Below are 19548 nucleotides of genomic sequence, written 5' to 3'. Positions count from 1 at the left end.
TTTGATTTATCAAACTATCAACAAAAATATTGCTTGATTAAACTTTAATCAAAACTTTAATCAAGTAATACTGGTATAAAGCCAGACTATTTATTATAAATAAAGGTTTTAACAGAGTCAACCTGTTTTAGACTATTGATTTATTCCAGGCTAATCCAAAGGCTAATCCAAAGACTCACCTAAAGACTAGCCAATAAATCACTTACCTTTAGTTTCATCTGTTTTAGCATCACCACTATTGCCTTTAGCAAGCTTCTTCGATTTTTCAACAAATCTTCTATTAACAACAAACGCACAAATTGACACAGAAAACACGCAAATAAATATTGTAACGTTTCTAACTTTAGCATTTCCAAGGCTTTTTACAGCATTAGCATGAAGAGCAACAGCAGATTCCGCATCAATAGTGGTCTCTACTTTGCCGCCACTAACGCTCACAGTTTTAGTGCAATCTTTAGACTCATAAACATTGCAATATTCGCCATCTGGCAAATCGGTTTTATAACTCACTTTTTGAGGCTTTTCCGTGTTGTTAATCGCAAGAAAACCCTTGTTTCCTCGGCTAAACGCAACGTTATTATCGTCATCATCTTGCCAATTAGTAACCTTAGTGCCTCTAACAGCGTTGTAGAACCCAATCATTCCGCGAATCGAAGTTAGCCTTTGCGTGCATTGCCACTTAGAATCCTTTGCACAACTCACATCAGGAATCGAAGTTTGCGTAGCTCCAGGCGCTCCCTCATCTCTTTTTGTAAACTCATAACCCGAAAACACGTTTGGAGTTCCATACGGATACGCAAGCATAAACGCGTTTGCAAGCTCATACTTTTTGCCATCTTTATACGTCAAAACTCTGTTTGCATTGTCTCGCTCAGTATCCCAATTTGTAACAAAAATCGCAGCTTTTTTGCTTGGAATCAGCTTATCTGTAATATGTTTAAGATTCTCAATAGACCCATAAAAATAGTTTCTAAGCCTATAAGAGTACTCAAATTCGTTCACTTCACCAGTTTGCAGATACTGGTCTGGCTGAATTCTAGGGTCTTGCTCTGGGAACCCTATTGTTTCTTGCATCCACCAAATCTTATCTGGCGTTGTTCCAGCAGCCTCTGCAGCCGCATCTTTTATGCCCTTTACATCTTGCGGAGACATGTGTTTTGCTGCATCAACTCTAAACCCAGCCACTCCAAGCTTTAGCATATACGCAAAGTACTCTCCCAAAGTTTTTTGCACATGAGGATTAGAAGTGTCTAAATCCAACAGTCCAACAAGTCGATGCGTCCAAACGATTTCTGCTTTTCTATACGTGTTTATATCTTCTGTTGACTTGTGAAAATCATCTTTTGTATATCCAGCATCTTGGAACGACTGATTTGCAGCATCATACTTGCTTCCACCAACACCAAGTGTGTCTTTGTTTGCAAAACCAGTTGTGTGGTTTATTACTGCATCTGCAATAATTCCAACACCCGAAGCTTTGCACGTTGTAATCATCTTTTTAAACTCGTCTTCTGTGCCGAGTTTTGAATTTAGCTTATAGCTTACAGGTTGATAACTTGTCCACCATTGATCGCCCTTAATATGATCTTGCGGAGGTGAAACTTGCACGTATTTTACGCCCTCTGGGCCGTACGTTTTTTTGCATTCCTTGGCTATGCTTTTCCAATTTTGCTGGAATGCTGTTACGATTACGCCTTTTTCTGTAATTTTTTGAGATGATTTTACGCCAGCACTTGCAATCGCTGGGCTGCTTGCGATTAGTGCACACGCAAAAACGGTAGCAACACAAGATGTTATAGCCGCAACTCTTGCCAACACAAACTTTAACTTTACAAACGCCTTTTTATTAAAGCCTGTAAATGCTTTTATGCCGTGGATCATCGTTGTTCCTTTCTGCAAGAATTGCGGCTTTGCTTTGTTCTTACTTCACTCCTTATATATAGGACTATATTAGGACTATATTAAGCTCATCTATTCCCATTCTTCTTTTTATACTGTTCACTATATTCAAAAGTATTCAAAATAAAGGCTTTTCGTTTATTATATATTGGGAAATTCGTTCCATTTTATCTTGTTTTTGGATTATTTTACCCATACCAGTTCCAGTTCCAACACTATCAGATTGAATCCAATTTACCAAACTCCTATAGTATCCGATTTTCAACAGATTTTAATTACAGATATTATAAATTTTTGTTGTGAAGAATGATATTATTCAATATACCATTTTTCTGATATCTTTGCATTATCACTATCTGTCGTAGGGTTGGCTTGAGCAAATTTAGTTAGTGTTGGCAAATTAATTGCACTACCAAAAACCAACGCATTTCCTGTTTGAAGATATGTAAGCCTTTCTATCATATTTTGATTTATATATGGAACCATTCTGGATATATATTGCAAATCATCAGGATTTTGTACACGATGAACAATGAAATTACTACACTGTGATACTACTGTTTTAGATAATTCACTTGGTCTTTGAGATGATATTCCCAAAAGCATCCCAAACTTACGACCTTCTTTTGCAATTCTCTCAAAAATATTATATCCAACAGCTCCATAATTTGCTTCGTTTTTTATAAATCTATGTGCCTCTTCAATTATAAAATTAATCGGTGTTTCAGCTTTTATTTCTATTCTCTTTAAATAATCTAGTAGAAGTTTAGCCAAAACTTTTGTTACAACCTCTGCAGAAGCATCATCTAATGCACTAATATCAAGATCTACTATTTGGTTTTCTCCCAGCAACATATTTACATAATCATCAATAGTATCATACGTTGTTCTTGAAAGAATGCGTCCTTGTATTCCTTCTTGAATAGTATGCAATCTAGTCGTTAATGTCGCTGTGTATTCTTGTATTCTTTGCGAACTAATACTCCCTTCATAAAGGGTAGCAAACTCCACAGCTTGGCAGAAATCATCTAAGCTATACGGAACCATTGAACGTGAGATATTTTCCACTATTAATTCTTGATTTAGATACCCATTCAAAAATGAAATAACAACTTCTTCATCTGACATTGATCCATAGCTTATATTCATAGATTGTCTTAATGTTTTAGAATTTGATAAAGGTGAATCCATATTGATCTCACTTGTACCAAAATTTGTAACTATAGCTTTTAGTTTATCCGACTTAGAAGGTGAAGAATCTGAACTCTGAATAATACCCAGCAAAGTGGATGCAAGTATATGATTTCTCAATTCATTGTTACTTGAATCAGAACTATGAAAGACTCTTGCAATATCTATTGCTCTTTTTAATACAGGTATTTGTGTTTTCTCAGAAGCATGTAATAGTGTTGCCCAATCATCTGCAGATAATGCCCAAACAGGTATTTCAAACCTTATTTCACTATCTCCATCTGCAACCATAAGAGAGTGTTTAATTTGTGGATTAATTTCATTTAACTTTGAAAAAGCCTGATTATACTCACCATTAGAATCAATTATTACAAATTTTGCACCCTTAGCAGAATAATTATCTTTAACAAAAACATTTTGTAGAATTCTAGCAACAGTATTCGACTTTCCCGCTCCCGTATTTCCAAATACAGCAAAATGGAATCCGAAGAACTTGTCAATATTTATCTTAACATCATAATCTGGGAATATTACTGATTTGCCTATTTTAAGCAAAACTGCTCGTGTTTTGTCAAGATCTTCCGAGATCTTAATTTCTTCTTTTCCAACTTCAAGCATAGTGATTAATTCTTTTTGTGAAACCATGTATACAGTGGAGAAAATCAATGGCATTTTTGATACTCCAAAATGAAATTTATCATCTACAATTTCTCCAATCAAATTTAAGTAAATCTGTCTTTTACTATTTGGTTTTACCAGTTCTTTTGAATTAATTAGCTGAGTCTTCTCATCTACTCCAATTATTTCAGCTATAACAGTTCTTCCAATTTCATAAATTGATACATATGATCCAACTTCTCCAACGAAAAGAATTCCATCAATTGTATTTATATAGTTCCCTAAATCAGAATTCACATCAGCTATTACTCCATGAACGCCTACTGAAGTAATCTTCCCTATTTCACGACTACTCATTCTTAACACCCTCAAAAGCTTTTATTAATTCAGCAACAACAGGTAGCTCTATTTGCTCTTTGACATCTGATTTAATATCTGGCATAGCCTTTTCCACAAAATTTTTGAAATAATGAATCTTATCTTGTGAATTAATAACTATAATGCGTGAATCATCCATTTCAGTTAATCTAGAAATCGCTTCGCTCTGTCCAAAGATAACAAGTTTAAACGTAGGAATGGCTAAAGAGTTCAAAATCAACCTATTAATATGATCGTCTGCAAAACTATACCCCAAGGTTATAAGAACACTATTCTTTTTAAGTAGGGCAGTTTCCATAGCCCTAAACAAGTCAGAATATGGAGTCATTAAAGTAGTTCTGTCCTTTAATGGAGTTGGATAAATCATAACCGTATCATCTTCACCTATATGCTCATAATCCATCTCATTTATATTATTTTCATTTTTAACCCAAGAAATCGAACCATGTATTTTATATAAATTATAGAAATTAGGTACTCTTTCCCATATATTCTTGGATAAATTCATATCCTCCACATACGCATACTTATAACTCGCTGGATTAAATGACCTTTTGTAAGTACCAACAAATCCATTGTTATATGGGAAGGATAAAGAATCCAAAGCTTGTTCATTATATAAATCATAATTAGTTGTAAAAATATTTATTGGATTCTTTCTTCCTTGTGTAACGGTTTTTATATAAAAGTTACGATAAAAACTCAAAACTTCCTTTCCGTGCAATCCACTAATAATCTTACTTCTAATATATTTCTGCACTGTGCAAATCTTTCCTTCTATATCATCATCAATCTCTTTTACTCTTTCAGCAACAGAAATCGCCCCCATTGTTTCCAGCATTTTTTCTAAATTTCCATCAAAAATTGATTCTACATCACTTCCAGCAATTTCAAATTCTTCATTTTCTTCAAAAAAACCTTTATATAAATTAGCCATTCCTGGTATTCCTAATTCCTTATCGTTTTCGATGTGACTAGAGCAACCTGCCCCTAACAAAAAGTTCAAATTATCCAGTTGTAAAAATTGTGCCAATTCATTTTTTATAAAATCAATATCTACTTTTGTTTCGCTTTTTCCTCTGAAATATGAAATATTATTTTCCTCTTCCACAATAATTCCTCCTTCATTTTTATTTATTATGAATAGATTCTAAAACACTTCTTCAAGCAATGTCCAGCTATCATCATTCACACCATCCACATACTCTGTGTTATTCAAATATAACTCATAATTTTTATCCCTAACAAAGTGATGTGTACTCCTTATTACAGCTAATAGTTGTACAAAAAATTTAATAGATAATAAAATCACGCTACCCACTACCTCACTACCTAAATTGGTAGCAAAGTAGCGGTAACGGACTTTTTCAAAATTCCTAAAATGGTATTTCCATATCTTCTCTTCAACAAAATCTATATTTACTTTTCTCTTATAAAATTTCTTACTAACTCTAACAATGACATCAATTCTAACCTTTTTGCTCTTAACAGACGGTTCTAAAATCCATTCATCCACGACTTCATTTTCCATCAACTCTGAAAACACTTTTTCATTCGTTTCAAGATATCTGCTTGTAAATTCTGCGGAGCATAATAAATTATGCGTATCTAACTTTGTTGCTTTCCATTCCATAAAATCCAAGAAATTCTTGTACATCTTTTGCATTCATAAAAATACCTTTCATAATGTCCATGTCCACTTTTTATAGTTTGTAAGGTTCTACATCTTCAAAAAGGCGAGCATTAATTTATATGTCTTACAATTTCCGTTCTATATCGAACGGTATGTATGCATTAATAACAGTTCATATTTGTTCGTCAAATTTTTTCTATATATATTTTTTCTAATATATTCAGATACTTGCATACATTTATAACAGAACAGTTTTGTTGAGGTTTTGTTCATTTTGTGATAAAATAGCTATGGTTATTGTAAAATAAGGAAGAATTAGTTTGATTTCTGGAAAAAATTAAAAAAGTTAAGACTTATGAGAAACTTAACTCAAAAAGAACTTGCCATTAAGTCTGGTTTGACAGATGCGGCTATAAGAAATTACGAGCTTGGAAATAGATCCCCCAAGTAAAGAACAGTTACAAAAAATATCTGAAGTACTTGATTGCGATATATCAGCATTGATCGATCATGAACCTAATTCTATTTTTGAAATAATGCATATAATTTTTGATTATGCAAAAGACATGAAGTTTAGACCCTTAGCAGACGATGGAGAAATGACAGGGCTCTTATCAAATGATGTAGACTTCAATAATTTTCTAATAGAATGGAATGAAATGAGGAAGAAACATTACAACGATGAAATAACGGACGAAGAATTTGAAGATTGGAAACTGTCGTTTCCTAAGAAATCTAAACAATTGAGGAAGTAAACATGGGATTATTTAAAATCGAAATAAACATAAGTGAAAATCTATTCGAAAATGAAGAAAATAAAGAAATAATCTATTACAGCAGAAATGGAAAAGATTTTACAGATAATATTTCCTTTAATATGAATAAAATTATTATCACTGGTACAAGATCTAAACAAATTAAAATTGATAATTTATTAGAAAGTGTAAACAGTACCTATTATTATAATATTATTAAAGCTTTACTTTACACATATTTTGAAAAAGATAAATTTCAAGTCGAATCTATAAAAATATACATAGATAAGGTTGAACAAAAAGGTTACAAAAAAACAGAAATAATACAAGAATTTAATTATGAACGCCTTATTTATATAAATTCCGAAAAACTCTTTCGTGATAAAAAAACATCCGATACTGCAATGAATGCTCTAATGAACTTAACTTTATCTTTCAGCAAAAAAGACCTTCAATTTGACTTTTCATGGAAATGTTTTAACACATTAATCAGAGAAGTATTCGAAGAGTCTAATGACTTTGAGATGTTAAAAAAACTAAGATTAGATTTAGAAGAGAATTACATTGATTATCCAAACATATCTTCTTTTATTCCTAATATGGATGCCCCTTATATGAGCGCTTGCCGTTTAACTGCAATGATATGCAATAATTTCCCAAAAGGAAACATCAAAAAGCAAAACAAACTGGAAGAGTTCTTTAAGGAATTTACTGATTATAGAGTTGCCGAGGTTTTAAAAGAAAAAATGAAATGCAAAACAAAAGATTTAAATACTATTGGTAAATATACGGATGTTGAATCTTTCTATAGTCAACACATTGCCCAAAAAACCGAAAATGAAATTGATATAATAAGATTGGTTATTCTAAAATACGCTTATTATTTAAGGTGTAAATATTTCCATGGCGAAAAAATCCCTTCAACTTTTCTACTAGTAAACCATAATCAAGAAGAATTAAATAGAATTAGCATTCCTGTAAGAATTCTTTGCAAAGATTTAATTGAAAATAAACTATAAGAAATAGCTCCCGTCATTATGACGAGAGCTATTTTTTAAACCACTTGGAACTATTATTCAATTTATTCTTTTTTACAAATGTTCACATTTTAATCACAGTTACAGTTTTTAATCTTCTGTAACCATTGATTTTACAAGGTTTTTTGTTTTTTTTGCTACTATTCCCACTCGATTGTTGCTGGTGGTTTAGATGTAACGTCTAACACAACGCGATTAATCTGACGGCATTCGTTTGTGATTCGAGTAGAAATCTTTGCCAACACATCGTAAGGAACTCGCGACCAATCAGCGGTCATAGCATCCTCAGAGCTTACTGGTCGAAGCACAATCGGAGAACCATATGTGCGCTCGTCTCCCTGAACTCCAACAGAGTGAACATCTGCCAAAAGCACTACTGGGCATTGCCAAATATCGCGATCTAATCCGGCTGCAGAAAGCTCTTCGCGTGCAATCGCGTCTGCCTCTCTAAGCACAGCTAAACGCTCGCGAGTAATCTCGCCAACAATGCGAATTCCCAAACCAGGACCTGGGAACGGCTGACGCCACACAATAGCATCTGGAAGCCCAAGCTCCGTACCAATTGCGCGAACCTCATCCTTAAACAGCGTGCGCAAAGGCTCAATAAGCTTAAACTTTAAGTCCTTTGGTAAGCCGCCAACATTGTGATGCGACTTAATATTTGCAGCACCGTCTCCGCCGCCAGACTCAACAACATCTGGGTAAAGCGTGCCTTGTACAAGGAACTTAACTTCTGCTCCAGTTTTACCAGCTTCTTCAATAACTTGACGCTGAGCTTTTTCAAATGTGCGAATAAACTTTTCGCCAATAATCTTGCGCTTGCGCTCTGGCTCACTCACACCTTTAAGCGCATCTAAAAAGTCATCTTCTGCATCTACTGCAATAAGCTTGATTCCAGTAGCCTCAACGAAATCATGCTTAACTTGTTCGACTTCGCCTTTACGAAGAAGACCATGATCCACAAAAACGCAAGTAAGCTGATCTCCGATTGCTTTATGCACAAGAGCTGCAGCAACAGCGGAATCGACTCCTCCAGAAAGTCCGCAAATAACTTGTGCATCTCCAACTTCGGCGCGAATCTTTGCAACCTGGTCTTCTATAATGCTCGAAGGATTCCAATCATTCTCCAACCCTGCACATTCATGCAAGAATGTAGAAATAAGCTTTTGACCTAAAGGCGTATGCTTGACTTCTGGATGCCATTGCACTCCGTAAAGCTTGCGACTTTTGTCTTGCATAGCTGCAACTGGAGCGCCTTGAGTGTGAGCAAGCACCTCAAATCCTTCTGGCGCACTCTTAACTGCCACTCCGTGGCTCATCCAAGTGTTTTGCTCTAATGGAGAATTTGCAAGCAATCCTTCTGCTTCATCAATAGTTGCATGCGTTTTTCCATACTCACCCAATGCAGCTTTGTCTACAACGCCGCCAAGCTCGTGAGCCATAACTTGGAATCCGTAGCAAATTCCAAGCACTGGAACGCCTGCTTCAAAAATCTTTGTGTCAATTTTTGGCGCTCCTGGCTCATAAACAGAGGCAGGTCCGCCAGAAAGAATTATGGCTTTTGGATCTTTTGCAAGCATCTCCTCTACTGGCATAGAGTGTGGAACAAGCTCCGAATAAACGTTTGCTTCCCTTACTCTTCTAGCGATTAGCTGGGCATATTGGGCACCGAAGTCAACTACAAGTACCGGACCGTTTGCCATGATTCTCCTTATATATAAGAAACACATTTATAGGTGATTCAATTTATACTAATGGCGCTTTGAGACGTTGGCGTTGTGCGAAACGCCGCAACTTAACAAATTATAAAAATTACAAAAATAAACAACATTGACATTACAACAAAGTGAACATCAAACATAACATAATTGATACTTTTAAGGTGATTTTTGTTAACACTTTAACACATTTTTTCAACAAATTCGCACGTAGTAACTAATCAAACGCACAAAAGTCAAAAGCTGTTACTATACTGAAAAAGATGGAAAAAGAGGCTAATACGTTTGTTTTTTGACCTCTATAACCAAATGGTAATGATTAAAATCGCACTGAAAAGTGCTTGAGTACAGGAGTACACATGACGAGTCCTGTTATTGGCACCCCTTGGAAGAAGCTTAACGCTCCAGTTTCCGAGGCGGCCATCGAAGGCGTAGACAAGTATTGGCGCGTTGCTAATTACCTCGCTATCGGTCAGATTTATCTTCGCAGCAATCCTCTAATGAAGGAGCCATTTACTCGCGAAGATGTTAAGCATCGTCTAGTCGGCCACTGGGGTACAACTCCAGGCCTTAACTTCCTTATTGGACACATCAACCGCTTTATTGCTGATCACCAGCAGAATACCGTGATTATCATGGGTCCAGGCCACGGCGGCCCAGCTGGTACTGCTCAGTCTTATCTTGACGGTACCTACACTGAGTACTATCCAAAGATCACCAAGGACGAAGCTGGTTTGCAGAAGTTCTTCCGCCAGTTCTCTTACCCAGGCGGTATTCCTTCTCACTTCGCTCCTGAGACCCCAGGTTCCATCCACGAAGGTGGCGAGCTTGGTTACGCTCTCTCCCACGCTTACGGCGCTGTTATGAACAACCCAAGCTTGTTCGTTCCAGCAATCGTTGGCGATGGCGAAGCTGAAACTGGTCCTTTGGCTACTGGTTGGCAGTCCAACAAGCTCGTAAACCCACGTACCGATGGTATTGTGCTTCCAATCTTGCATTTGAACGGCTACAAGATTGCTAACCCAACCATTCTTTCCCGTATTTCCGACGAAGAGCTTCACGAGTTCTTCCACGGCATGGGTTACGAACCATATGAGTTCGTTGCTGGCTTCGACGATGAGGATCATCTTTCCATTCACCGTCGCTTTGCCGATATGTTTGAAACTATCTTCGATGAGATTTGCGATATTAAGGCCAAGGCTCAGACTAACGATGTAACTCGCCCTTACTACCCAATGATTATCTTCCGCACTCCAAAGGGTTGGACTTGCCCGAAGTTCATCGACGGCAAGAAGACCGAAGGTTCTTGGCGTGCACACCAGGTTCCACTGGCTTCCGCTCGCGATACCGAAGCTCACTTCGAGGTTTTGAAGAACTGGATGAAGTCCTACAAGCCTGAAGAGCTCTTCGATGAAAAGGGTGCTGTTAAGGAAGACGTTCTTTCCTTCATGCCAAAGGGCGAACTCCGTATTGGCGAAAATCCAAATGCCAATGGTGGTCGTATTCGCGAAGATCTTAAGCTTCCAAAGCTTGAGGATTACGAAGTCAAGGAAGTTAAGGAATTCGGTCACGGCTGGGGTCAGCTCGAAGCTACCCGTCGTCTTGGTGTTTACACTCGTGACATCATAAAGAACAACCCAGATTCCTTCCGTATCTTCGGCCCAGATGAGACCGCTTCCAACCGTTTGCAGGCTGCTTACGAGGTAACCAACAAGCAGTGGGACGCAGGCTACCTTTCTGGCTTAGTCGACGAGCACATGGCTGTTACCGGCCAGGTTACCGAGCAGCTTTCCGAGCACCAGATGGAAGGCTTCCTCGAGGGTTACTTGCTCACTGGTCGTCACGGCATTTGGAGCTCTTACGAGTCCTTCGTACACGTTATTGACTCCATGTTGAACCAGCACGCAAAGTGGCTTGAGGCTACAGTTCGCGAGATCCCATGGCGTAAGCCAATCTCCTCTGTGAACTTGCTTGTGTCCTCTCACGTATGGCGTCAGGATCACAACGGCTTCTCGCACCAGGATCCAGGCGTAACCTCCGTGCTCTTGAACAAGACCTTCAACAACGATCACGTAATCGGCATCTACTTCCCAGTGGATTCCAACATGTTGCTTGCTGTTGCTGAAAAGGCTTACAAGTCCACCAACATGATTAACGCCATCTTCGCTGGTAAGCAGCCAGCTGCTACTTGGTTGACTCTCGACGAAGCTCGTGAAGAGCTCGAGAAGGGTGCTGCTGAGTGGAAGTGGGCTTCCAACGCTAAGAACAATGACGAAGTTCAGGTTGTTCTTGCTGGTGTTGGCGATGTTCCACAGCAGGAATTGATGGCCGCTGCCGACAAATTGAACAAGCTTGGCGTTAAGTTCAAGGTTGTTAACGTTGTTGACTTGCTCAAGTTGCAGTCCGCTAAGGAAAACAACGAAGCTTTGACTGACGAAGAGTTCACTGATCTCTTCACTGCAGACAAGCCAGTCCTCTTCGCTTACCACTCCTATGCACATGACGTTCGCGGCTTGATTTACGATCGTCCAAACCACGACAACTTCAACGTTCATGGCTACAAGGAGCAGGGCTCCACCACCACGCCATACGATATGGTTCGCGTGAACGACATGGATCGTTACGAGCTTACTGCTGAAGCATTGCGCATGGTTGATGCCGCTAAGTATGCCGACGAAATCAAGAAGCTCGAGGACTTCCGCCTCGAAGCCTTCCAGTATGCAGTCGACAAGGGTCTTGATCACCCAGACTACACCGATTGGGTATGGCCAGGCGTTAAGACCGACAAGCCAGGCGCTGTCACCGCTACCGCTGCAACCGCTGGCGATAACGAGTAGTTTTAAGCTATCAACGCTAAAATTGCTTAGCTGATTTTTAGGGAGTCAATCGAAAGGTTGGCTCCCTAAAAAATTAGTCGCACAAAAAATTAATAATAAAACACATAAAAATCAAAATTTCCGCTTGTTGTTTTGCAAATAGTCTTAAAATAGCTAAGGATTCTTCGTTCGACATGCAATTTTCAACGTTGAAACACGAAGAATAGCAAAAACGAAAATGCAACGCAAAATAAAATGCAACGCAAAATAGAATAAACACAGACGCATCAAAGGAGAAAAGTCGTGTCGTTAGTTAACGTAACTATTATTAGCGCAGATTGCGCGCAAAGTCGCAATGTTGTAGCACTAGGAGTTACAAAAGCTCTCTCTAATCATTATTCAACAACTGTTTTTAGACCATCCGCAAAGCATGATGACGTGTTTACAAGCGAATTGATAGCCGCAAGCAACACAAAACCAACGCTGGAACAAGTAATCGCAGCATGCCCATGCGCAGTTCGTAAAAACAAAGACACACTAAGAGGAGACATTGTAGCTCATTACAACGAGCTGATTAGCGCAACAAACGCTCAAGGATGCGTTATTGTATCAAGCGATTCTACTTCTGTATTTGATCCAGACTTGTTTAGATTCGATGCAAGTGTGGCAGCAGACTTAGCTTCTCCTGTGTTCCTAAGCATTTGCGCAGAAGGCAGAGATAGCAAGCAAATCTTGCAAACAATCGAAGCACAATCCGCAAGCATTAGCAAAGAATACACAAAAGTATTCGGCGTGTTTGTAACTGATTGCAAAGAAGACTTAGCAAAAGAACTAAAAGAAGACTATGCTCAAAGCAATAATGGCGCTCCACTTTGGACTTTGCCTTCTATAAGCGATGCAGAGTCGAATAAATTCAGCGATTACGTTGCAGATGAAGAAATCATTAGCGCTTTGCAACAGCCATTTGCCGCTCCTACTACCCCATACGCCTTCCAATACAGCTTGCTTGGAAAAGCTAAAGCAAATAAGAAAACAATAGTGCTTCCAGAAGGCGAAGAAGATCGCATTCTAAAAGCAGCTGATTACTTGCTAGAGCGAGACATTGTAAACCTCATTATTATTGGAGAAAGCGAATCTATTCTTGCAAGAGCACAAGAGCTTGGATTAAAGTCTCTTAACAAAGCAAGCTTCCAATCTATGAGCGACGAAGAGATTCTTGGCAAAATGATTAGCAAGCTTTGCGAATTGCGCGCAAAGAAAGGCATGACAGAAGATCAAGCTAGAGAGCAGCTTAAAGACGCAAGCTACTTTGGCACAATGCTAGTGGTACTTGGATTAGCAGACGGACTTGTTTCTGGCTCTGTTAACTCAACGGCTAATACCGTTCGCCCTGCTCTTCAAGTTATTAAAACTAAGCCTGGATCTAAGCTTGTTTCTGGCGCATTCATTATGTGCTTTAAGGATCATGTAGCTGTGTTTGCAGATTGCGCAATCAACCTTAATCCAGACGCGCAACAGCTTGCAGATATTGCTCTTCAATCCGCACAAACTGCTAAAGCTTTTGGCTTAGATCCTAAGGTTGGCATGCTATCTTACTCCACTCTTGGATCTGGAAAAGGCCCAGACGTTGATCTTGTAGAAGAAGCAACAAAGATTGTAAAAGAAAGCGACCCAGACTTAAAAGTTGTTGGATCTATTCAGTTTGACGCTGCATGGTCCGAAACTGTTGCTGCATCCAAAGCTAAAGGCAATGATGTAGCAGGCCACGTAAATGTGTTTGTGTTCCCAGACTTATGCGCTGGAAACATTGGATACAAGGCCGTTCAGCGCTCCAGCGGCGCTTTAGCTGTTGGACCAATCCTGCAAGGCTTAAACAAGCCTGTTAACGACTTGTCTAGAGGCGCATTGGTTCAAGATATTATCAACACTGTTGCTCTTACAGCATTGGAAGCGCAATTCTAATAATCGCAAGCAATAATTTAATAATTGCAAGTTCTTACAATGATTTGCAAATGTAATAATAAGTAAATACAAAAGCACTCATTGTAGGAACTTGCATGTACACTTAAACATGGCAATTTACTAGCCTTATCAACACTTTATGGAGGATGCCCTCATGGCAAAAACCGTTCTTGTTATCAATTCTGGTTCTAGTTCTATTAAGTACCAGCTCGTCGATTTGGAAAGCGGCGAAGGTATTGCGTCTGGTATCGTAGAAAAAATTGGCGAACCAGTTGACGGACACTACAAGCACGTATTCAATGGCGAAAAGCATGAGTTTGACGAGCCAGTTCACGATCACGAGCAGGGCTTAAAGCGCGTACTTGGATTCTTCGAAGAATATGGTCCAAATCTTTCCGAGTCTGGAATCGTAGCTGTTGGACACCGCGTTGTTCAGGGTGGCTTAACATTCCCTAAGCCTGCATTAGTAAACAAAAAGACTATTAATAAGGTGAAGGATTTGGCTGTTTTGGCTCCACTTCACAACGGCCCTGAGGCTGTTGGCGCTGAAGTTATGACTGAACTTTTGCCAGATGTTCCACAAATTATGGTGTTTGACTCTTCGTTCTTCCACGATTTGCCACAGGTTGCTGCGACTTACGCATTGAACAAAGATATTGCAAACCAGTACCACATTCGTCGCTATGGCGCTCACGGCACTTCCCACGAATACATTGGCTCTGTAGTTCCAAGCGTTGTTGGAAAGCCTGCAGAAGGCTTAAAGCAGATTGTTTTGCACATTGGTAACGGTGCTTCTGCTTCTGCTCAGATTTCTGGCAAGCCAATTGAAACTTCTATGGGCTTAACGCCACTCGAAGGTTTAATGATGGGCGGCCGCACTGGAGATATTGACCCAGCTGTAGTGTTCCACCTTATTCGCAACGCTCACATGAACGTAGACGAGCTTGATACGCTCTTTAACAAGCGTTCTGGCATGATGGGCATGACTGGCCACGGCGATTTGCGCGATATTCATAAGCTCATCGCAGAAGGCGACGAAGACGCTAAGCTTGCTCTTGGCGTGTACGTTCACCGCATTGTTGGCTACATTGGCAACTACACAGCTCAAATGGGCGGCGTGGACGTAATCACATTCACTGCTGGCGTTGGTGAAAACGACGAGATTGTTCGCGCTCTTGTGTGCGAAAAGCTTGCTCCATTCGGCGTTAAACTCGATAAAGAGAAGAACTTGGTTCGCTCTAAAGAGCCACGCGTTATTTCCACTCCAGATAGCTCTGTGATTATTGCTGTAATCCCAACCAACGAAGAGTTGGCAATCGCTCGAAAGTCTGCACAAATCGCAGAAGCTGGAGTCGATTCTTACGGCAACAAGTTTGAGCGCTAAATCGTAGTGTAAAACAACGTAACGTAAAAACGTAACACATAAATAATCCCGGGTTAAAAAAACTCGGGATTATTTGTTATTTAGGCTCACTATTTAAGCACACTATTCAAGCATCTTATTCCACATACCAGGAAAATCAGGAATAGTTTTGCGCGTAGTAGCAATATTTTTTACGACTATATTAGATATACGAAGACCTAACATTGATGCAAAAGTTGCCATGCGATGATCCGCATAAGTCTCCATCACTTCCCCATGCATATTTTTGCTAGGAATAATACGGATTCCATCATCTAACTCTTCTGCGCCTATTCCAACGCGATTTAGTTCCGTAACTATTGCACTCAAGCGATTCGTTTCGTGGCCTCTTAAATGTGCAATACCGTGCAACTCACTTACACCGTCTGCAAACGCAAGAATCGCAGCAATACTTGGAGCAATCTCGCCAGCAGCAGACAAATCAAGCGACTTAATTGCGTGAATTTTGCCACTTCCAGTCACGCACAATGTTGAAGAATCCGCAGCCGAATGCTCAAAAACAATTTTTGCGCCCATTTGCTCAAGAATCCCAGGCAACAATCCCCCAGGCTGAGTTGTTTTAAGCGGCCAATTAGGGATTTTAACGCATCCGCCAGCAATCAACGCTGCACCAATAAAAGGCGCTGCATTAGAAAGATCTGGCTCTACAACAACTTCATGTGGCAAAGTCAAGTCATGCTCTTTAATACGCCATACTCCGCTTTTTGGCATATCTACTACTCCGCCAGCTTTGCGCACATCTTCCATTGTCATTTGAATATGAGGCATACTAGGCAATTTGCTTCCAATATGCTCTATTTGTAATCCTCCTGGAATTCGAGATGCAATTAGCAACAGCGCAGATATAAATTGAGACGATGACGAAGAGTCGATACGAATAACGCGATTATTGCTAGGATTTTGCGCACAATTTACACTATATGATTCAAGATTTTTGGGCGGAGTAACACTAAATGGTAAGAATCCAACATTTCCGTGATATACGATTTTTGCGCCCAACTGCTCCAATCCATCTAGAACAGGCTTCATTGGACGAGCATACGCTTGCTCATCTCCATCAAATTTCACACAATTATTTGCAAACAGCGCTAAAGCCGTTACAAAACGCATAACCGTTCCAGCTAAACCACAATTAACAACCGCATTATTATCTACGTTAAAAACGCCATTTTTAGGCGGAATAACGCAAACTGTAGTGCCATCTTCGCTTAAAAAATCGCATTTAACTCCAAATACGCTTAGCGCGTTAATCATAAGTTCTGTATCTCTTGATCTCAGCAATCCCTTTAGAACAACTGGCTTACTTCCAAGAGCTGCCAAAATCAAATATCGATTAGATAACGACTTGCTTCCAGGAATATTCACTGTTGCGTTCAAAGGCGTATTACACGATGGAGCTTGCCAAACATCATCATGATTATAAGAATTCATTATTCCGCTCATATTATGAATACTATCTATGAATATGTACGCATTGCAATTTTCAAAATGATTTACACAATGCTTTACATACGAATAAACGCATTATGCCAATATCCTGTTTGTATTGAAGCATATAAAGCAATAGTAGGAACAGCAATGCAAATTGCATAAAATATCCAATCGTATGCTGTTAACTTCGATTTTCGTGCTGGAACACGTTTAATACTACTTCCAAAAGCCCTAGCTTCCATAGCTGTAGCAAGTTTCGTGCCTCTGCGAATAGATAACACAAGCAAGCCAAAAGATTGCGAAAGCATGCGCTGTAACGCTTTACCATCCGATATACCACGAGACCTGCGAGCTAAACCAAAAGCACGCCAATCATTTTGTAATAGACTAAACATTCTCAATCCAGCTAATGCTCCGTACACAAATCGTGGAGAAAAATGCAAAATCTGCACTAAGCCGTCTGCTAAATCAGTTGGATCTAATCCAATGGCTAATATAACGCCTGGAACTGCTACAGATGCAACACGAACAAAGGTACAAATTGCCAAATAAAATGATCCTTGGCTTATATGCATCCAGCCAAACTTAAATATATCATCTCCAGAACTTTGACCATATAAAAGAACCGATATAAAACTACCCGAAGCAGCAATCCAAACTGGCCAAGTATGACGTAAAACATACCAAGGAGTTACTCCAGCAATTGCAAATAACAGTATATCTAAACCAAATGCAATAGAAGCAGAAACAATATCTAATGTAACAAACATAGGCAAGCAGAGTAATAACGCTCCAATAAAACGACTTATTGGATTGAGCTTACGAATAAACCAAGAAGGCGAAACTAGTCGTTCACTTTCTAAACGTTTAGAAGACGCTGTTACATCAATATGCGAAACTTTTAATAAACTTTCAAAATCTTTAACTTGAATACTAGACGATTCTTCTGCACTACTAGTTTTATTCACTTCTACTCATTCCCTTCGCTATAGTTATGAGCGGACTCTACGATTTTTTCGTACTCAACTCTTATTACTCTGGCATCTAAAGACTTTACAAGCTCGTCATCGTGAGTAACCACAATCACCGCTGAGCCACTATCGCGTATTTGCGCAATAAGTTTTACCATTGCTGTCCAAGTTCTAAAATCTTGCCCAAAAGTAGGCTCATCCATAATAACAACACGCGGAGCGGCAGCTAAAAGCGTAGCTACAGAAAGTCTACGTTTTTCTCCTCCAGATAATGTATAAGGATTAGCAAGAGCAAAACGCTTTAAATCCATACGTTCAAGCATGCTATCGGCAATATCGTAAGATTCCTTTTCGCTTTTTCCTTGCTTTTTAGGACCTACAGCAACTTCGTCTCTTACAGACGATGTTATAAATTGATGTTCTGGCTCCTGAAACACCATGCCGACTCGCCCTAGCAATTCTTGACTTTTCCAAGTAAAAAGATTATTTTTACGTCGTTTTGGAACATACTTTTCCATCATGCACACACTGCCAGCAATTGGTTTTAATAAGCCTGCAAGCGTTAACGCTAGCGTGGTTTTACCAGCACCATTAGGCCCCATTAAAGCCGTTACTTCGCCAAAACGAAAAGCTACATTAACATGTTCTGCTAGTGGCAGAGTTCTTCCAAAAGAGCAATCATTAGTATAGAGCGCAACAGATTCTTCCGCATCTTTGATTTCGTAATTGATTTCGCTATTGATTTCGCTATTGATTTCGTCATCGCAACGTTTAGGTGCAAAAGATTCAACTGTTCTTCCTGGAACCCAAGCACCACCTTTTGCAAGCATATCGCCATATTTTTCAAAAACATCCTCAGGCTTACCGTCTGCAATAACGCATCCTACATTTGCATCATTATTATTTTCGTTTTTTCCAATAACAATAACTCTATCAATCAAATCCAGCCACACATCAATATGATGTTCAACTACAATCATTGTAGAACCTGTTTTTTTAAGAATATTCGCCACAGCATCATGAACTTGCTGAACACCTTTAGGATCTAGATTAGCTGTAGGCTCATCTAAAAGCAGTAACCCAGGATGCATTGCAAGCACTCCTGCTAAAGCAAGACGTTGTCTTTGACCTCCCGATAAAGATTGTGTTGAGCGTCTAAGACCCTGACTTCCTCGAGTAATATTGTCTAATCCAACAGCTTTTAGCGAAAGCTTTACGCGATTCCAAGTCTCTTCGCTATTAACTCCAAGATTCTCACTTCCAAAAGCTACGTCGTCGCCTACTCTTTCAAGAATGATTTGAGAATCAGGATCTTGCATAACAAGTCCAACTTTTCCGCGAGCATCTCTAGCATGAACGCCACCGATTAGAAGGCTACCTTCTTCCATGCCTTCTGTTTCATCACCTAAAACACCTGCTAAACCAGCCATAAACGTGCTTTTCCCAGCGCCAGAAGCACCTAAAAGCAACACATGCTCGCCAGGCTTAATATCAATATTTACATTTCTTAACACAAAATCTTTGCGCGTAGCGTGTCTCCAACCCCAGTCTTTAGCGACTACGCTCGCTGGAGTCCACTCGTTTTTATCAACAAATTGCATACAAACAAACTTTCATTGCATAGCAAAATCTAAAAATAGCAAAATCTAAAAATATAAAAATTGCATAACACAATTTCAAAAAATATAAAACATAAAACAAGTACGAAATATAAAC

At 39.2% G+C, this 19548-nt stretch carries 14 protein-coding genes; 6 read left to right on the top strand and 8 right to left on the bottom strand.

What is annotated here, in order from left to right; all coding sequences use genetic code 11:
* Nucleotides 1–198: 198 nt before the first annotated feature.
* The 4 genes from AC1EKB_RS01090 to AC1EKB_RS01075 all read right to left on the bottom strand — a co-directional run bounded on the left by AC1EKB_RS01090 (nucleotide 199) and on the right by AC1EKB_RS01075 (nucleotide 5719).
* Nucleotides 199–1881 carry an alpha-amylase gene (locus AC1EKB_RS01090; RefSeq protein ID WP_415694251.1) on the bottom strand — a complete coding sequence of 561 codons (1683 nt, stop codon included), beginning with the start codon at nucleotides 1879–1881 and terminating at the stop codon, nucleotides 199–201.
* Nucleotides 1882–2211: 330 nt separating this feature from the next.
* Nucleotides 2212–4065 (bottom strand): ATP-binding protein, encoded by a 1854-nt coding sequence (locus tag AC1EKB_RS01085; RefSeq protein ID WP_481248591.1) that lies wholly within the window; start codon nucleotides 4063–4065, stop codon nucleotides 2212–2214.
* A complete protein-coding gene (locus tag AC1EKB_RS01080; protein WP_415701830.1) occupies nucleotides 4058–5197 on the bottom strand; it encodes an SIR2 family protein in 1140 nt (379 codons plus the stop codon). The genes AC1EKB_RS01085 and AC1EKB_RS01080 overlap by 8 nt, the downstream gene beginning before the upstream one ends.
* Nucleotides 5198–5236: 39 nt before the next feature.
* Entirely contained in the window at nucleotides 5237–5719 is a 483-nt protein-coding gene (locus AC1EKB_RS01075) for a hypothetical protein (protein ID WP_481248590.1), read from the bottom strand.
* Nucleotides 5720–6074: 355 nt separating this feature from the next.
* Between AC1EKB_RS01075 and AC1EKB_RS01070 the strand changes: the two genes are divergently transcribed.
* Genes AC1EKB_RS01070 through AC1EKB_RS01060 form a run of 3 tightly spaced genes read left to right on the top strand, consistent with a single transcriptional unit; the run spans nucleotide 6075 to nucleotide 7493 of the window.
* Nucleotides 6075–6170 carry a helix-turn-helix domain-containing protein gene (locus AC1EKB_RS01070; protein ID WP_481248589.1) on the top strand — a complete coding sequence of 32 codons (96 nt, stop codon included), beginning with the start codon at nucleotides 6075–6077 and terminating at the stop codon, nucleotides 6168–6170.
* Nucleotides 6148–6474, top strand: coding sequence for a hypothetical protein (locus AC1EKB_RS01065; RefSeq protein ID WP_481248588.1), 327 nt, complete (start codon nucleotides 6148–6150; stop codon nucleotides 6472–6474). Before AC1EKB_RS01070 ends, AC1EKB_RS01065 begins: the two co-directional genes overlap by 23 nt.
* A 2-nt stretch (nucleotides 6475–6476) precedes the next feature.
* On the top strand, nucleotides 6477–7493 hold the full coding sequence (locus AC1EKB_RS01060) for a hypothetical protein (RefSeq protein WP_415701827.1): 1017 nt from the start codon (nucleotides 6477–6479) through the stop codon (nucleotides 7491–7493).
* Nucleotides 7494–7651: 158 nt separating this feature from the next.
* Here the strand turns inward: AC1EKB_RS01060 and guaA are convergent, their stop codons facing one another.
* The gene (guaA, locus tag AC1EKB_RS01055; RefSeq protein WP_020758800.1) at nucleotides 7652–9214 is read right to left on the bottom strand and encodes a glutamine-hydrolyzing GMP synthase; all 1563 of its coding nucleotides are present in this window, start codon (nucleotides 9212–9214) and stop codon (nucleotides 7652–7654) included.
* A 374-nt stretch (nucleotides 9215–9588) separates the two neighbouring features.
* On the opposite strand from guaA, the gene AC1EKB_RS01050 reads away from it, so the two are divergent.
* The 3 genes from AC1EKB_RS01050 to AC1EKB_RS01040 all read left to right on the top strand — a co-directional run bounded on the left by AC1EKB_RS01050 (nucleotide 9589) and on the right by AC1EKB_RS01040 (nucleotide 15391).
* Nucleotides 9589–12066, top strand: coding sequence for a phosphoketolase (locus tag AC1EKB_RS01050; RefSeq protein WP_464407583.1), 2478 nt, complete (start codon nucleotides 9589–9591; stop codon nucleotides 12064–12066).
* A gap of 282 nt (nucleotides 12067–12348) precedes the next feature.
* Complete coding sequence (pta, locus tag AC1EKB_RS01045) at nucleotides 12349–14007, top strand: phosphate acetyltransferase (protein ID WP_481248587.1); 1659 nt, start codon at nucleotides 12349–12351, stop codon at nucleotides 14005–14007.
* A gap of 154 nt (nucleotides 14008–14161) precedes the next feature.
* Nucleotides 14162–15391, top strand: coding sequence for an acetate/propionate family kinase (locus AC1EKB_RS01040; RefSeq protein WP_481248586.1), 1230 nt, complete (start codon nucleotides 14162–14164; stop codon nucleotides 15389–15391).
* A gap of 102 nt (nucleotides 15392–15493) precedes the next feature.
* Here the strand turns inward: AC1EKB_RS01040 and aroA are convergent, their stop codons facing one another.
* The 3 genes from aroA to AC1EKB_RS01025 form a co-directional block, all read right to left on the bottom strand.
* The gene (aroA, locus tag AC1EKB_RS01035) at nucleotides 15494–16861 is read right to left on the bottom strand and encodes a 3-phosphoshikimate 1-carboxyvinyltransferase (protein ID WP_415694746.1); all 1368 of its coding nucleotides are present in this window, start codon (nucleotides 16859–16861) and stop codon (nucleotides 15494–15496) included.
* 74 nt (nucleotides 16862–16935) lie between these two features.
* On the bottom strand, nucleotides 16936–17829 hold the full coding sequence (locus tag AC1EKB_RS01030) for an energy-coupling factor transporter transmembrane component T family protein (RefSeq protein ID WP_481248585.1): 894 nt from the start codon (nucleotides 17827–17829) through the stop codon (nucleotides 16936–16938).
* A gap of 2 nt (nucleotides 17830–17831) precedes the next feature.
* Nucleotides 17832–19433: an ABC transporter ATP-binding protein gene (locus AC1EKB_RS01025; protein WP_415694744.1), complete on the bottom strand. Its 1602-nt coding sequence runs from the start codon at nucleotides 19431–19433 to the stop codon at nucleotides 17832–17834.
* Nucleotides 19434–19548: the final 115 nt, after the last annotated feature.

This window comes from Gardnerella sialicivorans subsp. sialicivorans, assembly GCF_056746795.1.
Note: the sequence above shows the minus strand (reverse complement) of the source record. Positions and strands in the feature narration are given on the sequence as shown.